Source organism: Ruegeria sp. CG4 (assembly GCF_056537185.1).
Genome location: NZ_JBQFRB010000003.1, coordinates 383,663 through 407,835, shown reverse-complemented (window position 1 = coordinate 407,835; position 24,173 = coordinate 383,663). Strand labels below are relative to the sequence as shown.

The window sequence follows — 24,173 nt, the reverse complement described above, 5'->3', positions numbered from 1 at the left end:
TGACCACAACAGGGGCAGAGTTTCGAAGCTCTGCCCCTCATAAGTCCCTCCAACCCCTCTTTCTGAGAGGCGGGGAAATTTAGAACAGCTGCAAATCCTTCGCGCCGCTTTGGATTTCGGCAAAATTGGGCATGTTGTGGATCACCGCCGGAGCCGGGACGGCACCCGGCATGGCCACTGTAGGCTTCACTGCGGCGGCCTTACCAAAGGCTGGTCTCTCCAGTTCTCCCCGGATATCGCGTAGCAGCGTTTTGTGATCCGGCATCGTTTTGAGGATCTGCGCAAGGTGCCCCTTCGCGCCCTTCCACCACTGGAACCAAATCGGTCGGTTCAACGGTCGCAGCCGATCACGGATGCCTTCACCATAGCCCGTATCATAGACCTGCTTGCCCAAAAGAACCGTCTGATAGACCCGGTGGTCAAACAGCGTTGCAAACTCGACATCGTGCTGCATCGGAAGCCGGTGCTGCCACAACTCCAGGTTCTCGGCCAACCGATCCGGTACTTTCATCTCGGTGCGTGCATCGATCCAGTATTGGTCGTCCGTGCGGTTGCCCAGTTGGTAATGCAGACAGATGAATTCCAGAACTTCGCCATAAAGCTTATCCATCTGCCGGTTATATCTGGCGCGCAAGGACGGCTCCATGTCGCGTGTAGGCAGGTGTTCGGCGAACCAGCGCACTGCATGATCAATCATATGGATCGCGGTACTTTCCAAAGGCTCAATAAAACCACCGGAAAGACCGATCGCCACACAGTTCTTGACCCAGGCGTTGCGCACACGACCGATGCGCATAGGGATCACGCGCGGCGTCGCCCCCTTGCCGCTGTCCCCCAGCCATTCAAGGTATTCATCCGCCGCCTGATCATCCGTGCGGTGTGCCGACGAGAACACATAGCCGGTGCCCACACGGTTATAAAGCGGCACCCGCCATGTCCACCCTGCGCCCAGTGCGGTAGACCGCGTAACGCTTTCGATCTTTTCCGGGTTGGGATGCTCGATCTGCAACGCCATGGCACGGTCGTTTGGCAGATAATCCGAATAATCCATAAACGGCTCGCCAAGTGCCTTGTTGATGATCAACCCGCGAAAACCGGTGCAATCGACGACCATCTCGACGTCATGGCGGCCTTTGCGGTCCAACATCAGGTGGCTGACATTGCCCTGTTCATCCAGCTCTACTGACTGCACTTCATCCTGGATATGCTCCACACCACGCTTGGTGCAGACCTTGGTCAGCATACCTGCAAACTTCACGGCATCCAGATGATACGCATAGCCAAAGCGCTGCTCAAATTCCGGCTGACCCAGTTGCCGTGCGCCTTTACACAATCGCGCCAGATCATCGTGTGGCGAGATTGATTGCGTAAAGTCCCGATCCCCATTGCCAAAGCGCAGGAAATATTCGGCGGCCTCCAACCCCTCCAGCATCTGGCCATGGGCAAAAGGGTTCACGTAGTCGATGCGATTGCCCTTGGCGTCCTTGTTCCAGTTGCAGAATTTCACACCCAGCTTGAACGATGCGTTGGTCTCGCGGAAAAAATCCCGCTCTGATATGCCTGCCTGCCGGAGCGTGACGGGCATGCGCGGAACCGTGGCTTCGCCAACTCCAACGGTGGCGATATTCGGGCTTTCGATCAGGCAGATACGCGGGCGATCCTTGGGTGCTGACGTGCGTGAAAGCACCATTTCCAGAATCAAGGCGGTCATCCAACCAGCCGTACCACCACCTACGATGGTGATTTTGCTCAAACGATTATTCATGTATTTCTGTCCCTGTTGGCTTGGGGGATTTTTTAGCTGCCTGCCCTTTTTTGTTTTTGGGCTTGTGTGGCAGCCTTCCCTTTTCGCTGTGGGAAACTATAGCAGTTTTCCTGCTTTCAGCTAGAGCCTATGAAAATATGGCATTCAGACCCGTCCATGCGTCCGAAATCGCAACAGAAAACACTCATCGCTTTGCTCCCGGCAGCACATGAAACCATGGCGCACCAGTCGCCAGGGTGCTTCACATCGTCTTCAGAACTTGGGTCCCTGCGAAACAGGGCAGTATCAGGAAAAACCCCAGTTTCGGGCGCGGATCAGATTTCCTCACCCTTCTTCAAAAGCTCTTCGATCAGGGCGCGCTGCAGGTCGGTACTGTCGCCGCCTCCGAACTCTGCCGCACCACCGGTATAAAGGGTGCCGTAGGTCGCGGCGATGTTCACGGTCTGGGCCAGCCCCGAGATCAACTGGTCTTTTCTCAGTGAAGACAACGGGTGGATGAACGCAGCCCACAAAGTGCCATTGGCGATCGCGTAACGCGCATCCAGCGTACTGTCGAAATTGGCCTGCATCATGCGCCGCAGATCATCATCCGACAGCCCCTCGGCACTGCGGATCGGGACCATGGCGCGCATCCGGTCGGCATGAATGTCTGTCACCACCAACATCGGATAATCCGCAACCGTCATCTGAAACCCGGGGCCCTGCGGTTGCGCTTCTGGGTCGAGCGCAAAGATGATCTTGCCCAGACGCTCGTAATCCATTGCCGGCTCAGGCGCCTGCCCCTCCTGAGCCGCCAGTCCTCCGGCCAGAAAAATCAGCAATACGGCTAGTCGGATCATGGCACTTCTCCTGCAGACTATCCCTTCACAATAGAAAGCCACCTTCTCACTGGCCAAACAAAGCTTGGTGAGGAGCATTCCCGGCAAGCCCCATCTTTGAATGATCTGCACAATCTGACGGCCTTCCTGCGATAGTTCGTACAATAACAGCCGCCTATCTTTGTTTCAGCGGTTGGCGCACCAGCCAGCCCGAACCTGAACACGAAAGGAAATGCAATGAAAAATCTGGTCCTGACCACTCTGATCGCAACCCTGCCGCTGATCGCTGCCCCGGCCTTTGCCGCCGATGAAATCAACGTTTCGAACGGCATCTCGGCGGCGGGCGCACCTTTGGCGGCCCATGGCGTCGATCTGGTCGCGCTGGTCAATGACGGCAACCCGGTAGAGGGTTTTGCAACCCATTCCGCCACCTACGACGGAGCGTCGTACTACTTCACCAGCGCCGTGAACCGCGAGGCGTTCGAGGCCAACCCGGCCGCCTATCTTCCGCAGCATGGCGGATTCTGCTCGTATGGCGTGTCCGTAGGCAAGAAGTTCGACGGCGACCCGGATCAGTATCTGGTGGCTGATGGAAAACTGTACCTGTTCCTGAACGCCGATACCCGCGCTGCGTTCCTGAAGGACGTCACCGCCACGGCAAAAACAGCTGACGACCAGTGGGCAAGCATCAAAAGCATTGCCGTCGGCGAACTGTAATCAGGCAGCCCGCGGCACTAAGGTGTCGCGGGTCGTTTTTGTTTGATGACCTCTATGGCCTGTTCCAATGCAGCTTTGATACTCAGATCAGAGGTATCGAGCAGAACCGCGTCATCTGCGGGCCTCATCGGCGCCGCGCTGCGTTCCGCATCCCGCGCGTCACGCTCCCGTACATCCGCCAGGACCTGATTGCGTGTGACATCAGCCCCTTTCGCGCTGAGTTCAAGATAGCGACGCTCTGCGCGCACCTCGGCACTGGCGGTGACGAACAGTTTCACTTCCGCCGCCGGGCATATCACAGTTCCAATATCGCGACCGTCCAGCACGGCCCCCCCCGCCCGGCGGGCAAAGGTGCGCTGGAAATCCACCAACGCGGCGCGCACTTCGGGGATCACCGCAACTTTCGAGGCTGCCTGTGCAATCTCAGCCGTTCGCAGATCACCCTGAGCCAGTTCTTCAGCGGTCAACGCAAGCGCCGCCGCAACCGGGTCCACACCAACCAGCGTGTGCCTGCCGACGGCACGATACAGCAGCCCCGTGTCCAGATGCGCAAAGCCGAAATGTGCGGCGACACCCTTGGAAATCGTGCCCTTACCCGCCGCCGCAGGACCGTCTATGGCGACCGTAAAACTCATGTACGCTCGACCTTCGCCCCCAAGGCAGCCATCAGCGGCTCGAAGATAGGGAACGAAGTTGCAATCGGGCCGCCGTCATCGACAGATACCGGCGATTTCGCACCCATGCCCATGACCATAAAGGACATGGCAATGCGGTGGTCGAGAAAGCTCTCACATGTGCCGCCGCCTGGGACGTTACCGATGCCGAGGCCCTCGACCGACCACCAGTCGTCGCCCTCGTCCACTGTCACGCCATTAGCGCGCAGACCGCGCGCCATGGCGTCGATGCGATCGCTTTCCTTGACGCGCAGTTCCTTGACGCCGCCCATCATCATGGTGCCGGTGGCATTGGCCGCTACCACAGACAGCACCGGGTATTCGTCGATCATCGATGCCGCGCGTTCCGGTGGCACGTTGATGCCCTTCATGTTGGGTGAATATTTGGCGCGCAGATCGGCGACTGGTTCGCCGCCCTCTTCGCGCTCATTCTCATATGTCAGGTCTGCGCCCATCTCGCGCAAAGTCGTGAACAGCCCCGCACGGGTCGGGTTCAGACCGATACCCGGAACCAGTACGTCAGAACCGGGCGTGATCAGCGCCGCGCAAACCGGGAAGGCCGCGCTGGACGGATCCCGCGGAACGGCAATAACCTGCGGCTTCAACTCGGGGCGACCGGTCAGCGTGATCACGCGACCCTCGTCCGTGTCCTCAACCGTGATCTCCGCTCCGAAACCGGCCAGCATCCGCTCGGAATGGTCGCGGGTGGCTTCTTTTTCGATCACCACGGTCTTGCCCGGTGCGTTCAGACCGGCCAGCAGGACGGCCGACTTGACCTGAGCCGAGGGGACGGGAACTTCGTAGCGAACCGGCACTGGCTCGGCCGCGCCCACGATTGTCATCGGCAGACGCCCGCCGGAACGACCGACAGATTGCGTGCCAAACAGCGCCAGCGGATCGGTGACCCGCGCCATGGGGCGTTTGTTCAGGCTGGCGTCGCCGGTAAAGGTCGCGGTGATAGGCGACGTCGCCATCGCCCCCATGATCAGGCGCACTCCGGTGCCCGAGTTGCCACAGTCGATCACCTGATCGGGCTCGGCAAAGCCGCCAACCCCGACGCCATGCACGGTCCATTCGCCGCCGCCGTGATCCGTGACTTCGGCCCCAAAGGCCCGCATGGCCTTGGCGGTGTCCAGAACATCCTCGCCCTCAAGCAGACCCGTAATTCTTGTTTCGCCAACCGCCATCGCGCCCAGAATCAGCGACCGATGCGAGATCGACTTGTCGCCGGGCACCTCTGCCGTGCCGGTCAGCGGGCCGCAGGGATGCGACGTCATCGGGATGGGCGTTCCGTGTCCGGACATGGGGGCTCCTTTTGCGCTATCAGTGCTCAAGCCGATTAGCGAATTGGGGCCGGTTGGTCCAGCGGCAATGCGACCGCAAGATTGAACAGAATTTGGGGCATCAGCAGGTTTCAGGCTATTATGGCGACATTTAGGACGCATTCGTTTTGATTCACACAAATCACTCCGAGGTCTAATCATGTCACAACTTCGATCCATGCTTTCCAAGGGAACCGAAACCTACTTTCAGCCCGAAGACCCCTTGAAGACTGACAGTGTTCTGCAGATGCGCCTGGCCTTTCTGGTCGGGTTGGTCGCCTTCGGCCTGCCAATAATTCTTGCCAGTGGCGCAATATTTGGCGGCAGCTGTTTTCGTGACAGCATCAGCCACTTTTATTACGCCCAGTTTCTGGGGGCGATTTTTGTCGGATTACTGATATTCATCGGTGGTTTTCTGATCGCTTATACCGGTGACCACTGGCTTGAGGATCTTGGGTCCTTTATTGCCGGATTAGGTGCCTGCTTTGTTGCGGTATTCCCGACAAGCGGGTCTGGCTGCGAAGAACGGGTCAGCTTCCAGTCGCGTATTTTTGCCGATGTGAACCAAACACCGCCACCGGTCTTGTCTGACCCCGATCCCGAAGCATTTTTCACGCTGTTTTCCGGTGCCCCGCATTTGCATGCCTGGTCTGCCGGTATCTTGTTTATCTATCTGGGCCTTTATTGTCTGTTTGTTCTGCGCCGCGTGGTTCCCGAGCGTCACATCAAAAACGGTCAATTGATCGAGACAAAAAGACGACGCAACACGTTGTATACGTTGTGCGGCATCACGATCCTGTTGTGTGTTCTGGTGCTGGGAATCGTCGCGTTTTCCGGCGAAGGCGCCCAGAGAGGGTGGAAGTCCCACAATCTGACCTTCTTTGTGGAATCCATCGCGCTTTGGGCGTTCGGGCTGGCGTGGTTTGCCAAAGGCAGGGCCTTTCCCAACCTGCGGGACCCCGCGCCTTAGCGCTCAGGTCTTGCGGAACGTCAAATAATGCGGTGTACGCCCCTCGCGCAGGGCTTTTTGTTCATACCGGGTGGAAATCCAGTCGTCCCATGGCATACGCCAGTCCTGCGGGCGTTCCGCCAGCCATTCGAAACCGGCGCGCGGAACTTCCTCGAGTGTCTGCCGCACATAGTCCGGAATGTCAGTCGCCACGCGAAAAATCGACCCCGGCTTGAGGGTGCGCGCCAAGGGTTCCAGATGTTCATGCGTGACGAAGCGGCGACGATGGTGCCGGGTTTTCGGCCACGGGTCCGGGTAAAGCAGAAAGGCGCGCGAGATGCTTGCCTCGGGCAGCACATCGAACAGATCACGCGCATCGCCGGGATGGATCGCGAGATTCTCAACTTCGGCCCGGCGAATTTTCCCCAACAGCATGGCAACGCCGTTAATGTAGGGTTCGGCCCCGATGATGCCGACACCGGGGTTGTTTTGGGCCTGATGAACCAAGTGTTCACCGCCGCCAAATCCGACTTCTAGCCAGACATCCCGGCCGCCAAACAGCGCCTGCAAGTCCAGAGGGTTCCGTTCGGGGTTGGTGTCCCAGTCAACCGCACCAGGTGACAATGCTGCGAGGTCTTCATTCAGATAGGTCTTTTGGCTGGGCTTCAGGGTCTTGCCCTTGAAGCGGCCATAGAAGTTTCTGCGCGGGCGTTGCGGGGTCTCGGTGCTCATGGCCGTGCCCATACTGCCCGTGCCCGGGCATTGCAAGGGTCAGAGGGCGAAGGCCAGACCCTACACCCCCGAGGTGTCTTCAAACAAAAAAGAACGCGCCCTGATGGGCGCGTCCCTCAGTAATCTCCGGTCAGACCGCGGCTTTCAGCGCATCCACCAGGTCGGTGCGCTCCCAACTGAAACCGCCATCCGCTTCCGGCTCGCGCCCGAAATGACCGTAGGCCGCGGTGCGCTGGTAGATCGGTTTGTTCAGTTCCAGATGCGTCCGGATACCGCGTGGCGTCAGGTCCATGACCTGCCCGACGGCATTTTCGATCACTGCATCCTCGATCTCGCCAGTGCCGTGAGTATCGGCATAGATAGACAGGGGTTTTGAAACACCGATCGCATAGCTCAACTGGATTGTGCAGCGCTCGGCCATTCCGGCGGCAACGACGTTTTTGGCCAGATAGCGCGCGGCATAGGCTGCCGAGCGGTCGACCTTGGTCGGATCCTTGCCCGAAAACGCCCCGCCCCCATGCGGCGCGGCGCCGCCATAGGTGTCCACAATAATCTTGCGACCCGTCAGCCCCGCATCACCGTCCGGTCCGCCAATGACGAATTTACCCGTGGGGTTAACGTGCCATTCTGTGTCAGCCGACAACCAGCCTTCGGGCAGGGTTTCCCGGATGTAAGGTTCGACAATGGCGCGGATGTCGTTCGAAGACAGCGCCTCGTCCAGGTGCTGTGTCGACAATACGATGGAACTGACGCCGACCGGCTGGCCGTCGCGATAAATCACCGACAGTTGTGATTTTGCATCCGGCCCAAGCGCAGGCTCGGTGCCATTTTTGCGAACCTCCGCAAGACGACGCAGGATCGCGTGCGAGTACTGGATCGGTGCAGGCATCAGCGCAGGCGTTTCGGTGGTGGCATAACCGAACATGATCCCCTGATCACCGGCGCCTTCATCCTTGTTGCCCGACGCATCCACTCCTTGTGCGATATGCGCGGATTGTTCGTGCAGCAGGTTGGTGACTTCGACCGTTTCGTGGTGAAACTTGTCCTGCTCGTACCCGATATCCTTTACGCAGGCGCGCGCGATCTCGTCGATACGGCCCATATATTCGTGCAAACGGTCCTGATCTGAAAGACCGACCTCGCCTCCGATTACAACGCGATTGGTCGTCGCGAATGTCTCGCAGGCGACACGCGCTTCGGGTTCTTCGTTCAGAAATGCATCAAGCACAGCATCGGAGATGCGGTCGCAGACCTTGTCCGGGTGCCCTTCGGAAACAGACTCCGAAGTAAAGGTATAGTTTTGTCGGGACATGAAAGTGCTCCATTAAGATTTCCCCATCACGCCAGGAAGCCGTTGTGACAGGCATCAGGATGCATAAATCGCCCGGCCAGAAGGGTCAATCCGCATTTATGATCCGGCCCGCCTGGCAAGCAGCCAGGACACCGAAAACATGGCCAATAAAGCCAAAAGCACCGGACTATCCCCAATGCGCGAATAAAAAGTTTCCGTCAGGGGGGCCGGTAGCCGTGCATCCACGTAGCCTGCCTTCCCCAGGGGCAATGCGCTTGTGATGCGTCCCAGCGGGTCAATCATGGCCGATACTCCGGTGTTGGCTGACCGCATCATCGGCAGGCCCGTCTCAATCGCGCGCATCTGGGCCTGCGCCAGATGCTGGTAAGGTCCGGATCGTGTTCCGAACCACGCGTCGTTGGTGATTTGCAGCAGGTAATCCGCGCGCCCGGGGGCCGACAGGACGTCCTGAGTAAACACCGCCTCGTAACAGATAAGCGGCAACGCCCGGCCGAGCATGCCCGTATCCATCAGGGCTGGCCCGGGTCCGGAACTGAAACCGTTGCCCGTAGTCGTGGCCATGCCGTAAATTCCGAAACGAGCCATCAGATTCCCGAAAGGCACATATTCCCCGAATGGCGCAAGGTGATGCTTGTCATACAACCCCTGCTGCTGGCCATCCTGATCCAGCAAGATCATGGAATTGTAGATAAGGGCACCATCACTGCGCTGGATACCCAGAACAACCGGGACACCCTGGGCGGCATCTGCGACGGCGTTCAGATAAGGTTGCGCCCCGCTCAGCCACGCCGGTACGGATGTTTCGGGCCAGACAATCAGATCGGGGCGCGGTTCAGCGGCGGTAAATTCTACCTGCCGCGCAAAAAACAGCTGCGTGAAATCCGGATCCCATTTCTGGTGTTGCGGTGCATTGGGCTGCACCAAACGCACGACGTGATCGGTGTCAGTCACATTGGGCCTGCTGAGCGCATATACCCCGGCCAGAATCGCAAGCCCAGCCGTCATCGCGATTGGCACTGCCAGGTCCCGAGTGTCTTCGCGCTTGGCCAGGCCCGCGCCCAAAGGCAGGGTGGCAAAAAGAGTCATCGCGCCCAAGCCGTAAGGCCCGATCAGCGACAGCAGTTGCGCCACAGGTGTACCGACCCAGATCTGCGCCAGCCCCGCCCACGGAAAACCTGTGAGCACATATCCGCGTGCCAGTTCCACCAATGAAATTGCGGTCGCCAGCAAACACGCCTGCATAATCGCCGGAGCGCCGGGGTGCCGCGAGACACGAAACGCCAAAGCCCAGAACAACGCCAGCCCGCCGGCCAGGAATACCAGCGCAAAGGGCGCCATCCAGGCGTGGCTCGCGGCGTCAACCTGAAACGGCTCGACAATCCAGGACAGCGCGTGCGCGAAATAGCCGGTGCCAAAGGCCCATCCCATCCAACAGGCGCGCGCCTTTGTTTCTGTTGTCAGAAACAAAGGCGCGATCAATATCAGGGCAACCAGAGTTGCCAGCCAATATCCGAACGGCGCCAGGCCAAACGCGGCCAGCGCCCCAAGCAACCCGGCCAGCACCACCCTCAAAAGGAAGGGCCAGCCTTTGGCAGGGTTCATGCAACCTGATCCGGCAACATGACACGCAAACGCTTGATGCGCCGGGGATCGGCGTCGATGACTTCGAATTCGGGGCCTTCGGGGTGCAGTACGACCTCTCCCCTCGTCGGTACACGCCCGGACAACATGAAGACAAGACCACCCAGCGTATCGATCTCTTCTTCATCGACATCTTCGTGGCTGGTCAGCGAGCGTCCGATTTCGGCCTCGAAATCCTCAAGCGGGACTTTGGCCTGAACGACATAGCAGCCGGGCTTCTCCTGAACCCACAACTGGCTTTCATCGGCATCATGTTCGTCGGCGATCTCACCCACAACCTGTTCGATCAGGTCTTCGATGGTCAGCAGGCCATCAACCCCACCGTATTCGTCGATCACCAGCGCCATATGGCGTCTTTCTGTCTGCATCTTTGTCAGCAGAACACCGATCGGCATCGATGGCGGCACAAAAAGAAGCGTGCGCAGCATCGAAACAAGGTCAAATTCAGCCGATCCGCCATTGAACCCGTGGGTCAGAGCAAAATCCTTGAGGTGCACAAACCCCAAGGGCGTATCCAGGGTCCCGTCGTAAACCGGTATCCGTGACAAGCCGCTGTCACGAAACAGCTGCGCCAGTTCATCCTTGCTGATCGTTGACGGGACCGCGACGATATCCGCCGACGGGATTGCAACATCCTCGACTCGCATACGGCGAAGGTTGATCATGCCGCGGGGCTGAATCATGTCGGTGTCATGTCCGTTGGCCACGCTAGCGGTGTCGTCACTCTGCGATGTAAATGCATCAACGATCCGGGAAAAAAGTCCGGATTTATCTTTACTTTCAATGTTGCCATCCTCTGGTTGCGCGCTTTGCGCCGCCATAGAACTGCCGTCTGTATCGCCCATTATCCTGTTCCAACTGTGCGGGCCCGAGGCCCCATTTATACATTATATGGGTCATCAATACCCATTTTGCCAAGTATCTCGACCTCGACCGCCTCCATCAAAGTGGCGTCAGGGTCACGAATGTGATCATACCCCAGCAAATGCAACACACCGTGAACGATCAGATGTGTCACGTGATCGCCCATGGATTTGCCCGCCTCTGCGGCCTCACGCTCGCAGGTCTCGAAGGCTATGGCGATATCCCCCAGCACGATCTCACCCGTAAAGTCCGGACTTGGTTTCGCGGGGATTCCGCCTGGGTCCTCCGGTGAAAGATCCTCGGCGGGCCAGCTCAGCACGTTTGTCGGCACCGGCTTTCCCCGAAATTCCGAATTCAGATCGGCAATTCGGGCGTCATCACAACCCAGCAGGCTGATTTCACACTCATCGGACTCAAGCCCGCAATGGGTCAGAGTGCCAATGATCGCCCTTTGGGCCAAAGGCTCCAGCCCTGACCAGCGTGCGTCTTCGACCGTTATTTCCAGGTTCATGCCTTTCACCCAATGCCTGTGCAGCGGGCGCCTAGGTCACTCTGTGTCCCGGCCCGCGTCGGCCTCATACGCTTCGATGATGGCGGCGACAAGCGGGTGGCGAACAACGTCCTTGGAAGTGAAATAGTTGAAACTGATGTTGGGAATCGACTTGAGCAGCCGTTCCGCATCCCGCAAACCCGACTGAACACCGCGCGGCAGGTCCACCTGAGACCGGTCCCCGGTGATAACCATGCGGCTGCCTTCGCCCAGTCGGGTCAAAAACATCTTCATCTGCATGGTGGTCGCGTTTTGCGCCTCGTCCAGCACTACAAAGGCATTGGCCAAGGTACGCCCCCGCATGAACGCCAGCGGTGCGATTTCGATTCGCTTTTCCTCGATCAGCTTGGCCAGTTGCTTGCCGGGCAGGAAATCATTCAGCGCGTCGTACAGAGGCTGCATGTAAGGATCTACCTTGTCCTTCATGTCGCCCGGCAGATAGCCCAGCTTTTCACCGGCCTCGACTGCGGGTCGGCTGAGGATGATCCGGTCCACCTGCCCACCGATGAACATCGACACCCCGGCGGCGACAGCAAGGTATGTCTTGCCGGTTCCCGCAGGCCCGATTCCAAAGGCCAGTTCGTTGTTGAACAACGAGCGGACATAGGCTTTTTGGGCATCAGTGCGCGGTTCGACCAGCTTTTTGCGCGTCTTGATCTCGACAGTGCCGCCTTTGAACATTTCAAGCTGATCGCCGTCGCGCGTTCCGGTCTCGGCCTCGGAATTGCCCATCCGCAGTTCCCTGTCGACATCGGCCGGCATGACCTCGCGCCCGCCCTCCAGCCGGGTGTACAGGGCCTGCAGCACCTCCAGGGCTTGCTTTTGCGCATCTTCATCGCCCATTACGACCAATTGATTTCCCCGGCGCACGATCTGAACAGAAAGCTTCTGTTCGATATCGGCCAGATTGCGGTCATATTCGCCGCAAAGATCAATCAACAGTCGGTTGTCGGGAAATTCAACAAGCGCCTCGTTACGGGGCATGTCATTTTGCGGTGGGTTCAGGGCACCGATGGCCAATCCGTTCTCCTGTCTTGGCGTTTCAAAATCAGCGTAGACAACAATTCTTGTCGGGCGCAAGACAGAGTTTCAAATTTTCCCCCACGCATTGCAAAAGCGCCGCCGACCGTCCCCTTGCGCCTTGGGTCGCGTTTGGTGGAATGCGCCCTCAGAACCGGTAATTCAGACCGAACCGAAGCCCCTGGTACTTGGGCGTGGATTTTGTGGAAAAGCCCGAGTCGAACGTCACGTCTTTCGACTGGAACTGAACAAATTCATATTCACCGGTAATCGACCAGTTATCGGACAGGAAGTGCTCTGCACCGACACTGACCGAGAACCCGCCGCGCTGGTCGCTTTCCTCAAAGGACTGAATGCGGGATACGGGGCCAAAGCTGTTGGAGGTGGTCACATCGCCCTGCACGTACCCGAGGGACACAAAATACAGAATATTTCCGCCCCGGTTTGTCACGCCATTACGAAACCGGACTGACAGGATATCGGAAATTTCGGAGCTGCCCGTGACGGCAACGGACCCAACTTGAGTGGAAACACTGTCTTCCAATGATCCGAAATCGTACCCAAGCTCTAACCCGTAGACATAGTTGCGCCGACCGCTGATAGGCAGGCTGCCGCGCCACCCGCCCCGAATTCCGCCATAAGAACCGCTCAGGGTGAGATCGCCGACAGTCGTGGTGCCAGCAGGAGTTCTGAGGCCAAACCTGTCATCCCCCTCGCCCCCGTATCCGGCGCTGAGCCCGAGGTAGAACGCGCTGACATCATCGCCGTACCGTTTTGCGCTGATCACTTCAGCATCAGCAACATCGCCGTTGCGATCGCTGGCGGGGCTGGAACCGGCTTGAAACACCATCAAAAGGGCCAAAGGCAATGCTGCCCAAAACCTGGGTGAAACCGAATGTGCTCGCTTTTTCACTCGTACCCTCCTTTGCGCCGAACGGACCATCGGACCAACGCATATCCGCTCCAAAAAGGCGCGTGGGACCCGCCCCAAGGAAAGACTGGGTTTCCTCGACCATAGTTCGCAACGATAAATCAAGGGTAAATTTTGGAAACAAACACCAGTTATGGTGTCTGCGCCATGGATAACGACAGCCTCAGATCAGTTCGCCCGCAAGCGAGTTTGCGCCGGATTCGGTGATCAGCACGTCCCTCAGATCGCCCGCCACAATATCGGTGCCCGTAACGTGAACCGAATGCAGATACTCGGATTTTCCGACCATCTGGCCCGGCAAACGCCCTGGTTTTTCAAACAAAACCCGTACTTTTCTGCCGACCATGTCATCCTGGATCTCGCGCTGATGGCGGGTGATCAGCGCCTGCAGACGCTGCAGACGATCATCCGCCGCTTGCGGGTCGACCTGTTGCCGCTCGGCGGCCGGTGTGCCGGGGCGCGTCGAATACTTGAAAGAATAGGCATATCCATACCGGACCTGCTCGACCAGTTCCATGGTCTCCTGGAAATCCTGTTCGGTTTCCTCCGGAAAGCCCACGATGAAATCGCCGGACATGACGATATCCGGCCGCGCAGCGCGGATACGTTCGATCAGGCGCAGATAGCTTTCGGCGGTATGGCTGCGGTTCATGCGCTTGAGGATTCTGTCCGATCCCGACTGCACCGGCAGGTGCAGATACGGCATCAGCTTTTCGCAGGTTCCATGCGCCTCGATCAGGTCATCCGCCATGTCATTGGGGTGCGATGTGGTAAAGCGAATACGCTCCAGCCCGTCGACCTTGTTCAACTCCCAGATCAGGCCGGCAAGCGACACATCCCCGTTCGGGCCCGCACCGTGATAGGCATTGACGTTCTGTCCCAGCAGGGTGATTTCGCGCACGCCGCGGTCAACCAGATCCTGCGCTTCGCGGATGATACGGTCGGCAGGCCGGCTGACTTCGGCCCCCCGCGTGTAGGGAACAACGCAGAAGGCACAGAACTTGTCGCAACCTTCCTGAACGGTCAGAAATGCGGTTGGGCCACGGCTGGCCTTTGGACGGTTCTTGAGCTTCTCGAACTTGTCCTCTTCCGGAAAATCCGTATCCAACGCCTTTTCGCCCGCGCGGGTCTTCGCCTCCATCTCGGGCAGGCGGTGATAGCTTTGCGGCCCCACAACCAGATCGACCAGAGGCTGGCGGCGCATGATCTCTTCACCCTCGGCCTGAGCGACACAGCCCGCAACGCCAATCTTGAGATCGGGTTTTTCGGCCTTCAGCCCCTTGAACCGGCCCAATTCGGAATAGACCTTTTCGGCGGCTTTTTCCCGGATATGGCAGGTGTTCAGCAGGATCATATCCGCGTCATCCGGGCTTTTGGTTTCGACATAGCCCTTCCCACCCAGAGTTTCGGCCATACGCTCGCTGTCGTAGACGTTCATCTGGCAACCATAGGTCTTGATGTACAGCTTCTTGGGTTCTGACATGAAAACGGCCTTTGCATTCGCGGGATCGGCGTCGTCTATACCCATAGAACGCCGCTTGCAATGCCGACGCGATTAACCGATTTTGGCCGGCAATTCCAGCACGGCGGATCAAGACAGGCGATGCACTACAAGACCCTCGACACTTTTCTGCAGTCCGGCAGCGCCGCCCTCGCCAAGGGACCCATTGCCCTGATCATCGCCGAGGACGACGTCGAACTTGACGGAACCATCCGCCACCATCTGAACCTTGGCTTCAAATCCCTGATCGCTTTGATGCCGCCGGAGTTTCAACTGGACCCGGAACTGTCCGAACGCATTCACCGGGTAGATCAGACCTGCGCGCCAAGAACCGTTGTCTTTGACGCCCTCAATCGGATCATCCAGGCCGCGCCGGGGTTGTGGCTGTACTACTGCTACAACGCCGAGTACCTGTTCTTTCCGTTTTGCGAGACCCGAAGCATCGGCGAAATGCTGACGTTCCATACCGAAGAGCGACGCAATGCGATGCTGTGCCACGTGATCGACCTTTATGCCGAGGACCTGACCGTATATCCCAACGGTGTCGCCCCCGATCACGCCATGCTGGACCGAACCGGATACTACGCGCACGCCCGCCACGATGCTGACGGACATCCGCTTGAGCGCCAACTGGACATGTCAGGTGGCCTGCGGTGGCGGTTCGAGGATCACATCCCCTACGAACGCCGCCGCATTGACAGGATTTCCTTGTTCAAGGCGAAAAAGACCCTGACGCTTCTGCCGGACCACAGCTTTAACGAGGCGGAATACAACACGTATTCGTGCCCCTGGCATCATAACCTGACGGCCGCGATCTGTTCTTTCCGTGCCGCCAAGGCCCTTAAAAGCAATGCCGGTTCCACATTCGATATCCCGACCTTCCGCTGGCAGAATTCAGTGCTGTTTGAATGGACCTCGCAGCAATTGCTCGATCTGGGCCTGATGGAATCGGGACAATGGTTCTGACAAGCTTTTCGTCTGTTTGAAAATGCCGCAGTGGAAGCGCGGCATTGTGGCGATGGGGGCAGAGTCCCCTACCGCTGCAACAAGACCGGAAACCAGTCTTCGCGCAGACGTTGCCCCGGCTGCATGTCATGCCCCGGAAACGGGGGCGAAGTCCGGCCCGGACGCTCGACATAGCGTGCGTCGTCACCGACCAGCCGCAACGAAAACGCCCGGCGGCGGCTGTCCGACTGATTGCCCCGCGCACCATGCAGTGTGCGGTAGTTGAAGGCGACCGCATCTCCCGGCTCCATCTCGAACTCGACGACCCGCATGCCTTCGGCATCCGGATCGGGCACCGGGATGTACTGGCCTTCATCAGCAAAGAACCCTTCCTCGGAAACCCATCGTGTCGGCAGGACTTCTTTTTCCCACCGGTGCGACCCGGCAACGCAGCGCAAGGTTGCCTGCTTGACCGGATCAAGTGGCGACCAGAAGCTGATCGTTTGCTGGCCATCAACAAAGTAATAGGGACCATCCTGGTGCCATGGGGTCGCCATCGAGGTCCCAGGTTCCTTGACCAGCACGTGATCATGAAACATCTGAACACTGCGCGACTGCATCAGGTCTGCAGCCACCTCGGCAGCCGGAGAGTTTCGGATCACGTCTTCAAACTGTCCGATTCGCGACCAGTTGCAGTAATCGTCAAAAAACAGTCCGGTCTCGCCCTGTTTATGGTTGTCGGACGCATACGGTCCAGGCTCGGCCATGTTTGCGGCCACCCCGTCGCGCAGAGCTTCCACGTGATCGGCAAATAGCCCTTTGATCAGGACCACGCCGTCTTCCTGAAAGGTGTCAATCATTTCCTGTGTAACAAGGGGGTGTGTCATCTCGGTCTCCGTGCGTTCCCTGCCCGATCTGCACATGGAAATTAATTCTGTTCAAATAATATCTTTCGAACCTAGAATTAAGGGCATGTTATACGTTACGCTCCGACATTATGAATATATCTGCGCAATCGGCCGCTACGGCAGCCTGTCTGCGGCGGCTCAGCAACTCAATGTCTCGCAACCCGCGCTGTCCACCGCCCTGACGCGGGTCGAGTCGCAATTGGGGTATCCGCTTTTTGCCCGCAAACGAGGCGCCGCGATGGCCGTCACGCCACAGGGCCGCCGGTTTATCGGCGAGGCTGAGGCGCTGCTGGACCGTGCCGCGCGGCTGGAATCGTCGGACCAGACCAACACCGGCGCGGCGACGCTGCGGATCGGGTGTTTCGTGGACCTGGCCCCTTTCCTGATGGCTCCGGCTTTGCACCTTCTTCGGAATGCCCTGCCTGACGTCGCGATCACTTATCAGGTGGACGGATTCGAGGGACTGATTTCGGGAATGATAGATGGGCGCATTGACATTGCCCTGACCTATGGGCTGAGCATGGATGCCGGTTTCTCGCGGCGTATCCTGTTCGACAACATCCCCCACGCGGTGATGCCGCCCGAGCATATTCTGACGGGCAACGACACAATTTCACTGAAGGAATTGGAATCGCACCCCCTAATCCTGTCTCAGGAGGGTTTGTCGGCGCAGCATGTGCTGGGCCTGTTCCGGCAAAACGGGTTGTCGCCCACCGTCGCGCACCGCGCGGCCTCGCTGGAAATCCAGCGCAGCCTTGCCGCCCACGGTGAGGGAATCGCGATCAGCTACGCCATCCCGCACAGCCATTTCAGCTATGATGGGCGACCGCTGACCAGTAGGCCGATATCCAACCCGGAAGCGGCAGAACCCGTGGTTCTGGCACGTCACGGAACCGGTCCGGCGGACAGCAATGTTCAAAAGGCGGAACAGGCTCTGGGTGAACTCGGCTGGTGAGAGGTGTTACTGTGTTTTGCGAAGGCGGATAACAACGTCGACCGACGCGATCTCGACCCCTTCAGGCGCTTCGGGAAGACGCTGGATCACCAACTGATCCGAGGGCGCATCGCTCAGCCGGCCTTCGTCTTCCCAGAAGAAGTGCGGGTGGTCGTGCGTGTTGGTGTCAAAATAGCTTTTTGACCCGTCCACGGTGATTTCCTGCAGAACACCGGCGTCGCAAAAGGCGCGCAGCGTGTTGTACACGGTCGCCAGCGATACGGCGTCGCCATTTTTCTTCGCCGCATCAAACAGGCTTTCGGCGGTGACGTGACGGTGTTTTCCGTCCCCGACAAGCAGCTCAGCCAAAGCAACACGCTGGCGCGTCGGGCGCAATCCGGCGTCTACAAGCCAAGTCGTGGCTCTGTTCTGGCTTTGAGGTGTCATGATTTCCGATACCCGCAATTCTGGCTGACTTACATATAAGTGCTTCGCCCCCACAATTTCAAATGAAATTCATTCGCAAAGAATGGGCTGAGCGCGACATGATATGGACCAGAACTCTTGCAGGCCCTTGCAAACGGGTGCTAGACGAGGCCAGATATAAGGAACGGACCCCTGGCAGGAGAGGCGGCAGAATGGCCCAATTCCCGAGCAGTTTTGACAAGGATGATCTGCTGAAATGCGCCCGTGGCGAATTATTCGGCCCCGGAAACGCGCAATTACCTGCCCCACCGATGCTGATGATGGACCGGATCACCGACATTTCCGACGATGGCGGCGAACATGGCAAAGGCCATGTGGTGGCAGAATTCGACATCAATCCTGACCTGTGGTTCTTTGACTGCCATTTCCCCGGCAACCCGATCATGCCAGGCTGTCTGGGTCTGGACGGGCTGTGGCAGCTGACCGGCTTCAATCTGGGCTGGCGCGGCTGGCAGGGGCGCGGATACGCATTGGGCGTGGGCGAAGTCAAGCTGACCGGAATGGTGCGCCCCGACCGCAAGATGCTGACATATTACGTGGATTTCACCAAAGCCGTGCAAACCCGCCGTCTGACCATGGGTGTGGCGGATGGCCGGGTCGAAGCCGACGGCGAAGTGATTTATCAGGTCAAAGACATGAAGGTTGCGCTGTCCGAAAGCTGAACCCCGGCTGACGGACTGGTAACAAGGAACGGAATACAGGAGTACGCATATGCGTCGCGTCGTCGTCACCGGTCTGGGAGTCGTTTCCTCGATCGGCAACAATGCCGAAGAGGTCCTCGCCTCGCTCAAGGCAGGTAAATCTGGGATCGAAGCCAACGAACAGATGGTCGAACACGGATTTCGCAGCCAGATCGCCGGAACGCTCAAGATCGACGTGGCCGAGCATGTGGACAAGCGTACCCTTCGTTTCATGGGCCCCGGCGCCGCATACGCGCACATCGCCATGAGCCAGGCGATCGAAGACGCCGGCCTGACCGAAGACCAGGTCGTCAACCCGCGCACGGGTCTTGTTGCCGGCTCCGGTGGACCATCAACCAGTGCCATGCTGACGGCGCATCAGACTGTGCTGAAAAATGGTGCGACAAAGCGGATCGGCCCCTTTGCAGTGCCGAAATGCATGTGCTCGACGATTTCGGCGAACCTTGCGACAGCGTTCAAGATCAAGGGTATCAACTATTCCATCACGTCGGCCTGCTCGACGTCGCTGCATTGTATCGGCAACGCGGCGGAACAGATCATGCTGGGCAAGCAGGATGTGATGTTTGCAGGCGGCGGCGAGGAACTGGACTGGACCCTGTCCTGCCTGTTCGACGCGATGGGTGCGATGTCCTCCAAATACAACGACACCCCCGAAAAAGCCTCGCGTGCATTCGATCAGAATCGCGATGGTTTCGTGATTTCCGGCGGCGGCGGCATCGTGGTTCTGGAAGACCTGGAACATGCACTGGCACGCGGCGCGAAGATCTATGCCGAGGTCACCGGTTATGCCGCGACGTCCGACGGACATGACATGGTTGCACCGTCCGGTGAAGGCGGCGAGCGTGCGATGCGCCTGGCCCTGTCCACCTTGCCCGAAGGCCGTAAGGTCGATTACATCAACGCCCACGGCACCTCGACCCCGGTCGGCGATGTGGGCGAGGTTGAGGCCGTTCGCCGTATCTTCGGTGAGGGCAGCGTACCGCCGATTTCGTCGACCAAATCGATGACGGGCCATGCGCAAGGCGCAGCCGGCGCGCTTGAGGCGATTTTCTGCCTTTTGATGCTGCAAAATGACTTCATTACTCCGTCGATCAATGTCGACACACTTTCCGACGGCATCCTGCCCGGTGAAATTGCAACTCAGGTGGTTGAAAACGCAGGCCTGGACAGCGTGATGACCAACAGCTTCGGCTTTGGCGGCACCAACGGCTCCATGATCCTGTCCAGGTATAACGGGTGACTATGATGTCGGATCTTCTCAAGGGCAAACGCGGCCTGATCATGGGCGTGGCAAATGACCGCTCGATTGCGTGGGGCATTGCCAAGGCGATGCATGAGGCCGGTGCCGAACTGGCGTTCACCTATCAGGGTGACGCGTTCGGAAAGCGTCTGGAGCCGCTGGCACAAAGCCTCGGCAGCGATTTCATGGTAGATGCGGACGTCACCGACGACGCCTCTCTGGACCGCGCTTTTGGCGAGCTGGGTGAGCGATGGCCGACCATCGATTTCGTCGTGCACGCCATCGCCTATTCCGACAAGAACGAACTGACCGGCCGGTTTCTGAACACGACCCGCGCGAACTTCAAACACTCGCTGGATGTCTCGGCCTATTCTTTTATCGAGGTCGCGCGCCGCGCATATCCGCTTATGAAGGACAATGGCGGCACCTTGCTGACCCTGACCTATCAGGGCTCCAACAAGGTTGTTCCCAACTACAACGTGATGGGTGTGGCCAAGGCGGCACTGGAATCGGCGACCCGCTACCTGGCCAATGATCTCGGTCCAGATGGTATTCGCGTCAACGCAATCTCTCCCGGGCCGATGAAAACACTGGCCGGGGCCGCAATTGGCGGCGCGCGCAAGACCTACAAGTTCTGCGACCAGAACGCGCCAATGCGATCGAACGCGACGCTTGAGGCCGTGGGCGGCACTGCGGTCTATCTGGCGTCGGACGCCGGTTCCTGCACATCAGGTGAGATCATCCGTGTCGATGGCGGTTTCCATATCCTTGGAATGCCGCAGCCCGAGGCGATGTGACCATATCTTTCCCTGCCGACGCCTAGATTTGACCATCTTTCGGCGGCAGGGATTGGCTTATGAGCAAGCTAGACCAGATCATTGCAAACAACGCGCGCGGACCTCAGGTCCGGCGCAAGTCGGGACTCCTGACCAATCGGGGTCGTGTCATGTTACTGACGCTGACATCCCTTCTGGTGCTGTTTGTCTTTTTGACTCAGCCACCGGTGCGTGAAGCTGTGGATCGCCTTATCGGCATGATTGCAGGCTGACAGTTTTTTCGCCTTTTCCGGTCAGTTTACCGAAACCACCTCAATCTCAAAGATCAGGTCCTGTCCCGCTAGGGGATGGTTCCCGTCAAGGGTAACTGTGGCCTCATCCGCATCGACAACGGTTACAGGTAAAGCTTGCCCGTCAGGTGTCTGCATCTGCAGCTGAGTACCAGGCTCCAGCGGAATATCATCCGGGATGCCTTCGCGCGGGATGGCCTGGCGCATCGCCGGGTTGATCGGCCCATAGGCTTCCACACAGGCGATTTCGACCCGTTTCTTGTCGCCTGCCGCCAGACCCGGCATGGCCGTGTCGAGGCCGGGAATGATCTGGCCCGAGCCAACGACGAACTCAAGCGGATCGCGCCCCTCGGAACTGTCGAAGACGGATCCGTCCAGCAAGGTGCCGGTATAATGGATGCGCACTGTGTCGCCTTGTTTGATTTCAGTCATTTTGAACTCCGACCGGGTAAGGAATGAACCGGTCAACCTAGGGTATGACACGATAATGTAAACCCTTGCCCCTTTAACCCACGAAACTCCTGTGCCAACCTGCCGCCGAATGGCAGTGAGGGTCCGATGGCAATTTCTACCTGTGTTTTTGATGCCTATGGTACGTTGTTCGATGTCACCGCCGCCGCAAGGCAGGCCGCAGGTGAACCGGAGTTCGAGGCGCTGCAGCAGAAATGGCCCGAGCTGGCCAATTTCTGGCGCCTGAAACAGCTGCAATATACCTGGTTGCGGGCGATAACAGACGCGCATGCCGATTTTTGGGACGTGACGCAGGACGGGCTTGATTGGGCATTGGAAGCCACGGGGCTGAATGGCGATGCCGCCCTGCGACAGAGGCTACTGGATTTGTACTGGCAATTGCAGGCCTATCCGGAAGTGCCCGAGATGCTGAAGGCATTGAAAGCGGGTGGTTTACAGACCGCCATCCTGTCCAACGGATCTCCGCCGATGCTGGAAGGTGCCGTGCAGTCGGCCGGCGTCGGCGATCTGCTGGACGACGTTCTGTCGGTCGAAACTGTTGGTGTCTTCAAACCACATGCGAAAGTCTACGACCTTGTGCAGCAACGCTTTGGCTGTGAACGCGATCAGGTCCTGTTCGTCAGCTCCAATGGCTGGGACGCTGCCGGAGCCAGCGGATACGGATTCGTGACCGCCTGGGTCAACCGTGCAGGCGAACCCCAGGACCGATTGCCGTGGACGCCCGCTCATGTCCTGTCCGACTTGACTTCGATCCCAAAGCTGGCCGGTCTTTGATGCCGTTTTTCACGACCTCGGACAACAGGCGCATCTATTATGAGGACAATGGCACAGGCGCTCCGGTCCTGTGTCTGGCAGGATTGACGCGCAATGGTCGGGATTTTTCTTTCCTTGCGCCCCACATGGCCGATTACCGCATGATCACAATGGATTATCGCGGGCGAGGTCAATCCGATCATGACCCGGACCACGCGAACTACAACATCCAGCGCGAGGCGCTGGACGCAATCGAATTGCTGGATCATCTGGCCCTCGACCGGGTGGTCATTCTGGGGACGTCCCGCGGCGGTTTGATCGCGATGGCGCTGGCAATCAGCCATCGCCACCGGCTGGCCGGCGTTATCCTGAACGATGTCGGCCCGGTCATTGAACCTGCAGGCATTGCCAAGATCATGGAATACGTTGGCAAACCGCCGGTTTCCAGAACACTGGATCAGGCGGCACGGCAACTGAAACAGGCTATGGACCCTCATTTCCCCGGTGTCCCTCTGAGCATCTGGCGACGGCAGGCCGAGTTTCAGTACGAAGATCAGGGCGGGCATCTGTCGTTGCGCTACGACCCCGCCTTGCGGACCGCGCTGATCGAACAAGCCGCTGCCGGTGTGGTGCCGGATTTGTGGCCGTTGTTCGAGGCCTTGCGCGATTTGCCGGTTGGTGTCATCCGTGGCGCAAACTCGGACATTCTGATAAGGGAAACACTTGCCCAAATGCAAACTCGTCACCCCGGGCTTATCGTGGCTGAGGTGCCGGATCGCGGGCATGTTCCCTTTCTGGACGAGCCCCCTTCGCTGATCGTCATTCGCAAAGTACTGGACGCCGCATGAGCACCATTGATCTGATCGAAGCCGCCGCCACCCGACTGCGGGGACATGTGCGGGAAACACCGATCCTGACCTCGCCCTTTCTGGACGAAATCGCAGGCCGGCGTGTGCTGGTGAAACCCGAATGCCTGCAACATACCGGCAGCTTCAAGTTTCGCGGCGCATGGTCGGCAATCTCGGCGCTGGAAGATAGTGACCGGCAGCGCGGCGTCATCGCCTATTCCTCGGGCAACCATGCGCAGGGGGTTGCGCTGGCCGCGTCCCGGCACGGAATATCATCGGTGATCATCATGCCCTCCGACGCGCCACGGCTGAAGATCGAAAACACCCGCGCATTGGGGGCCGAGGTTGTTCTCTACGACCGCACAACCGAAAGTCGCGAGGAGATCGGAGAAGGTCTGGCGCAGGAGCGTGGGCTGACGCTGATCCGGCCCTACGACGAACCGCAAGTAATCGCCGGACAGGGCACCACGGGGCTTGAGATTGCGCGTCAGGCAGCCGAAGCCGGGGTTGCCAATGCGGACGTTCTGGTGTGTTGCGGCGGCGGCGGCCTGTCATCGGGCATTGCCTTGGCTTTGGAAAAACACGCGCCTGACCTGCGGGTTCGCCCGTGCGAGCCGGAAGGCTTTGATGATGTCAAACGATCGTTGGAAAGCGGCCGCATCGAAAAGAACACGGCGGCAGCGGGCAATCTGTGCGATGCAATCCTGACCCCCCAACCCGGCCGGATCACCTTCCCGATCCTTCAGCGTTTGTGCGGTCCCGGGCTGGCGGTATCCGAGGAAGAAGCCCTGCGGGCAATGGCGCAGGCTTTTTTGCGCCTCAAGATCGCGCTGGAACCGGGCGGGGCCGTGTCATTGGCGGCAGCCTTGTTCCGAAAGGACGAGATTCAGGGCGACGCGGTCATTGTAGTGGCATCCGGCGGAAATGCCGATCCGCAAGTTTTTGGCCAGGCGTTGGAATTCCTGACCTGACAGCAGGCGGCAATCCGTACAAGTTGACCCCGAACTCTGAATCGACAGGGACCG

At 58.8% G+C, this 24,173-nt stretch carries 26 protein-coding genes and 1 riboswitch; of the genes, 11 read left to right on the top strand and 15 right to left on the bottom strand.

Annotation, left to right across the window (positions count from 1 at the left end):
• Positions 1-79: 79 nt before the first annotated feature.
• Complete coding sequence (locus ACR0J2_RS11425; protein WP_170678278.1) at positions 80-1,765, bottom strand: tryptophan halogenase family protein; 1,686 nt, start codon at positions 1,763-1,765, stop codon at positions 80-82.
• Between the two features lie 314 nt (positions 1,766-2,079).
• Positions 2,080-2,604 carry a hypothetical protein gene (locus ACR0J2_RS11420; RefSeq protein ID WP_170807701.1) on the bottom strand — a complete coding sequence of 175 codons (525 nt, stop codon included), beginning with the start codon at positions 2,602-2,604 and terminating at the stop codon, positions 2,080-2,082.
• Positions 2,605-2,820: 216 nt separating this feature from the next.
• Between ACR0J2_RS11420 and ACR0J2_RS11415 the strand changes: the two genes are divergently transcribed.
• On the top strand, positions 2,821-3,300 hold the full coding sequence (locus ACR0J2_RS11415; protein WP_480812628.1) for a YHS domain-containing (seleno)protein: 480 nt from the start codon (positions 2,821-2,823) through the stop codon (positions 3,298-3,300).
• Positions 3,301-3,317: 17 nt separating this feature from the next.
• On the opposite strand, the gene cmk is transcribed toward ACR0J2_RS11415, so the two are convergent.
• Both cmk and aroA read right to left on the bottom strand, forming a co-directional pair.
• Positions 3,318-3,935 carry a (d)CMP kinase gene (cmk, locus tag ACR0J2_RS11410; protein ID WP_480812627.1) on the bottom strand — a complete coding sequence of 206 codons (618 nt, stop codon included), beginning with the start codon at positions 3,933-3,935 and terminating at the stop codon, positions 3,318-3,320.
• Positions 3,932-5,278 (bottom strand): 3-phosphoshikimate 1-carboxyvinyltransferase, encoded by a 1,347-nt coding sequence (gene aroA / locus ACR0J2_RS11405; protein ID WP_480812626.1) that lies wholly within the window; start codon positions 5,276-5,278, stop codon positions 3,932-3,934. The genes cmk and aroA overlap by 4 nt, the downstream gene beginning before the upstream one ends.
• 178 nt (positions 5,279-5,456) lie before the next feature.
• Between aroA and ACR0J2_RS11400 the strand changes: the two genes are divergently transcribed.
• Positions 5,457-6,266 (top strand): hypothetical protein, encoded by an 810-nt coding sequence (locus ACR0J2_RS11400; RefSeq protein WP_480812625.1) that lies wholly within the window; start codon positions 5,457-5,459, stop codon positions 6,264-6,266.
• 3 nt (positions 6,267-6,269) lie between these two features.
• Here the strand turns inward: ACR0J2_RS11400 and trmB are convergent, their stop codons facing one another.
• From trmB to miaB, 8 genes are all read right to left on the bottom strand, one after another.
• The gene (gene trmB, locus ACR0J2_RS11395; RefSeq protein ID WP_480812624.1) at positions 6,270-6,977 is read right to left on the bottom strand and encodes a tRNA (guanine(46)-N(7))-methyltransferase TrmB; all 708 of its coding nucleotides are present in this window, start codon (positions 6,975-6,977) and stop codon (positions 6,270-6,272) included.
• Positions 6,978-7,107: 130 nt separating this feature from the next.
• The gene (gene metK, locus ACR0J2_RS11390) at positions 7,108-8,289 is read right to left on the bottom strand and encodes a methionine adenosyltransferase (protein WP_170807696.1); all 1,182 of its coding nucleotides are present in this window, start codon (positions 8,287-8,289) and stop codon (positions 7,108-7,110) included.
• A gap of 5 nt (positions 8,290-8,294) precedes the next feature.
• Positions 8,295-8,343: riboswitch (SAM-SAH riboswitch) on the bottom strand.
• Positions 8,344-8,385: 42 nt separating this feature from the next.
• Positions 8,386-9,891, bottom strand: a complete 1,506-nt coding sequence (gene lnt / locus ACR0J2_RS11385; RefSeq protein ID WP_480812623.1) for an apolipoprotein N-acyltransferase — start codon at positions 9,889-9,891, stop codon at positions 8,386-8,388.
• Positions 9,888-10,775, bottom strand: a complete 888-nt coding sequence (locus tag ACR0J2_RS11380) for a hemolysin family protein (protein ID WP_170613450.1) — start codon at positions 10,773-10,775, stop codon at positions 9,888-9,890. Before ACR0J2_RS11380 ends, lnt begins: the two co-directional genes overlap by 4 nt.
• Positions 10,776-10,810: 35 nt before the next feature.
• Positions 10,811-11,305: an rRNA maturation RNase YbeY gene (ybeY, locus tag ACR0J2_RS11375; protein ID WP_480812622.1), complete on the bottom strand. Its 495-nt coding sequence runs from the start codon at positions 11,303-11,305 to the stop codon at positions 10,811-10,813.
• Positions 11,306-11,341: 36 nt separating this feature from the next.
• On the bottom strand, positions 11,342-12,364 hold the full coding sequence (locus ACR0J2_RS11370; RefSeq protein WP_170678305.1) for a PhoH family protein: 1,023 nt from the start codon (positions 12,362-12,364) through the stop codon (positions 11,342-11,344).
• A gap of 148 nt (positions 12,365-12,512) precedes the next feature.
• Positions 12,513-13,277, bottom strand: a complete 765-nt coding sequence (locus tag ACR0J2_RS11365; protein WP_480524926.1) for an outer membrane protein — start codon at positions 13,275-13,277, stop codon at positions 12,513-12,515.
• Positions 13,278-13,458: 181 nt separating this feature from the next.
• Entirely contained in the window at positions 13,459-14,778 is a 1,320-nt protein-coding gene (miaB, locus tag ACR0J2_RS11360; RefSeq protein WP_170678591.1) for a tRNA (N6-isopentenyl adenosine(37)-C2)-methylthiotransferase MiaB, read from the bottom strand.
• Between the two features lie 60 nt (positions 14,779-14,838).
• Between miaB and ACR0J2_RS11355 the strand changes: the two genes are divergently transcribed.
• Positions 14,839-15,762: a glycosyltransferase family protein gene (locus tag ACR0J2_RS11355; protein ID WP_480812621.1), complete on the top strand. Its 924-nt coding sequence runs from the start codon at positions 14,839-14,841 to the stop codon at positions 15,760-15,762.
• 68 nt (positions 15,763-15,830) lie between these two features.
• Here ACR0J2_RS11355 and ACR0J2_RS11350 read toward each other — a convergent pair whose 3' ends face one another.
• Positions 15,831-16,628, bottom strand: coding sequence for a phytanoyl-CoA dioxygenase family protein (locus tag ACR0J2_RS11350; protein WP_170807692.1), 798 nt, complete (start codon positions 16,626-16,628; stop codon positions 15,831-15,833).
• An 85-nt stretch (positions 16,629-16,713) separates the two neighbouring features.
• Here ACR0J2_RS11350 and ACR0J2_RS11345 point away from each other — a divergent pair, with 85 nt between their 5' ends.
• Positions 16,714-17,604, top strand: a complete 891-nt coding sequence (locus tag ACR0J2_RS11345; RefSeq protein WP_480812620.1) for a LysR family transcriptional regulator — start codon at positions 16,714-16,716, stop codon at positions 17,602-17,604.
• A 6-nt stretch (positions 17,605-17,610) separates the two neighbouring features.
• Here ACR0J2_RS11345 and irrA read toward each other — a convergent pair whose 3' ends face one another.
• On the bottom strand, positions 17,611-18,030 hold the full coding sequence (gene irrA, locus ACR0J2_RS11340) for an iron response transcriptional regulator IrrA (protein ID WP_170619440.1): 420 nt from the start codon (positions 18,028-18,030) through the stop codon (positions 17,611-17,613).
• A gap of 191 nt (positions 18,031-18,221) precedes the next feature.
• On the opposite strand from irrA, the gene fabA reads away from it, so the two are divergent.
• From fabA to ACR0J2_RS11320, 4 genes are read left to right on the top strand one after another with little or no spacing between them, the layout of a single operon-like run.
• Positions 18,222-18,731, top strand: a complete 510-nt coding sequence (fabA, locus tag ACR0J2_RS11335; protein ID WP_480812619.1) for a bifunctional 3-hydroxydecanoyl-ACP dehydratase/trans-2-decenoyl-ACP isomerase — start codon at positions 18,222-18,224, stop codon at positions 18,729-18,731.
• A 49-nt stretch (positions 18,732-18,780) separates the two neighbouring features.
• Entirely contained in the window at positions 18,781-20,010 is a 1,230-nt protein-coding gene (gene fabB / locus ACR0J2_RS11330) for a beta-ketoacyl-ACP synthase I (RefSeq protein WP_170613465.1), read from the top strand.
• Between the two features lie 5 nt (positions 20,011-20,015).
• Positions 20,016-20,807 (top strand): enoyl-ACP reductase FabI, encoded by a 792-nt coding sequence (locus tag ACR0J2_RS11325; RefSeq protein WP_480812618.1) that lies wholly within the window; start codon positions 20,016-20,018, stop codon positions 20,805-20,807.
• A 59-nt stretch (positions 20,808-20,866) separates the two neighbouring features.
• Positions 20,867-21,058: a hypothetical protein gene (locus tag ACR0J2_RS11320; RefSeq protein ID WP_170613469.1), complete on the top strand. Its 192-nt coding sequence runs from the start codon at positions 20,867-20,869 to the stop codon at positions 21,056-21,058.
• Between the two features lie 21 nt (positions 21,059-21,079).
• Here ACR0J2_RS11320 and ACR0J2_RS11315 read toward each other — a convergent pair whose 3' ends face one another.
• Positions 21,080-21,508: an FKBP-type peptidyl-prolyl cis-trans isomerase gene (locus ACR0J2_RS11315; protein WP_170678317.1), complete on the bottom strand. Its 429-nt coding sequence runs from the start codon at positions 21,506-21,508 to the stop codon at positions 21,080-21,082.
• A 126-nt stretch (positions 21,509-21,634) separates the two neighbouring features.
• Between ACR0J2_RS11315 and ACR0J2_RS11310 the strand changes: the two genes are divergently transcribed.
• The 3 genes from ACR0J2_RS11310 to ACR0J2_RS11300 are packed head-to-tail and all read left to right on the top strand — an operon-like array spanning position 21,635 to position 24,119.
• Entirely contained in the window at positions 21,635-22,321 is a 687-nt protein-coding gene (locus tag ACR0J2_RS11310) for a haloacid dehalogenase type II (protein WP_480812617.1), read from the top strand.
• Entirely contained in the window at positions 22,321-23,148 is an 828-nt protein-coding gene (locus tag ACR0J2_RS11305) for an alpha/beta fold hydrolase (RefSeq protein WP_480812616.1), read from the top strand. The genes ACR0J2_RS11310 and ACR0J2_RS11305 overlap by 1 nt, the downstream gene beginning before the upstream one ends.
• Positions 23,145-24,119, top strand: coding sequence for a threonine ammonia-lyase (locus tag ACR0J2_RS11300; RefSeq protein ID WP_480812615.1), 975 nt, complete (start codon positions 23,145-23,147; stop codon positions 24,117-24,119). Before ACR0J2_RS11305 ends, ACR0J2_RS11300 begins: the two co-directional genes overlap by 4 nt.
• Positions 24,120-24,173: the final 54 nt, after the last annotated feature.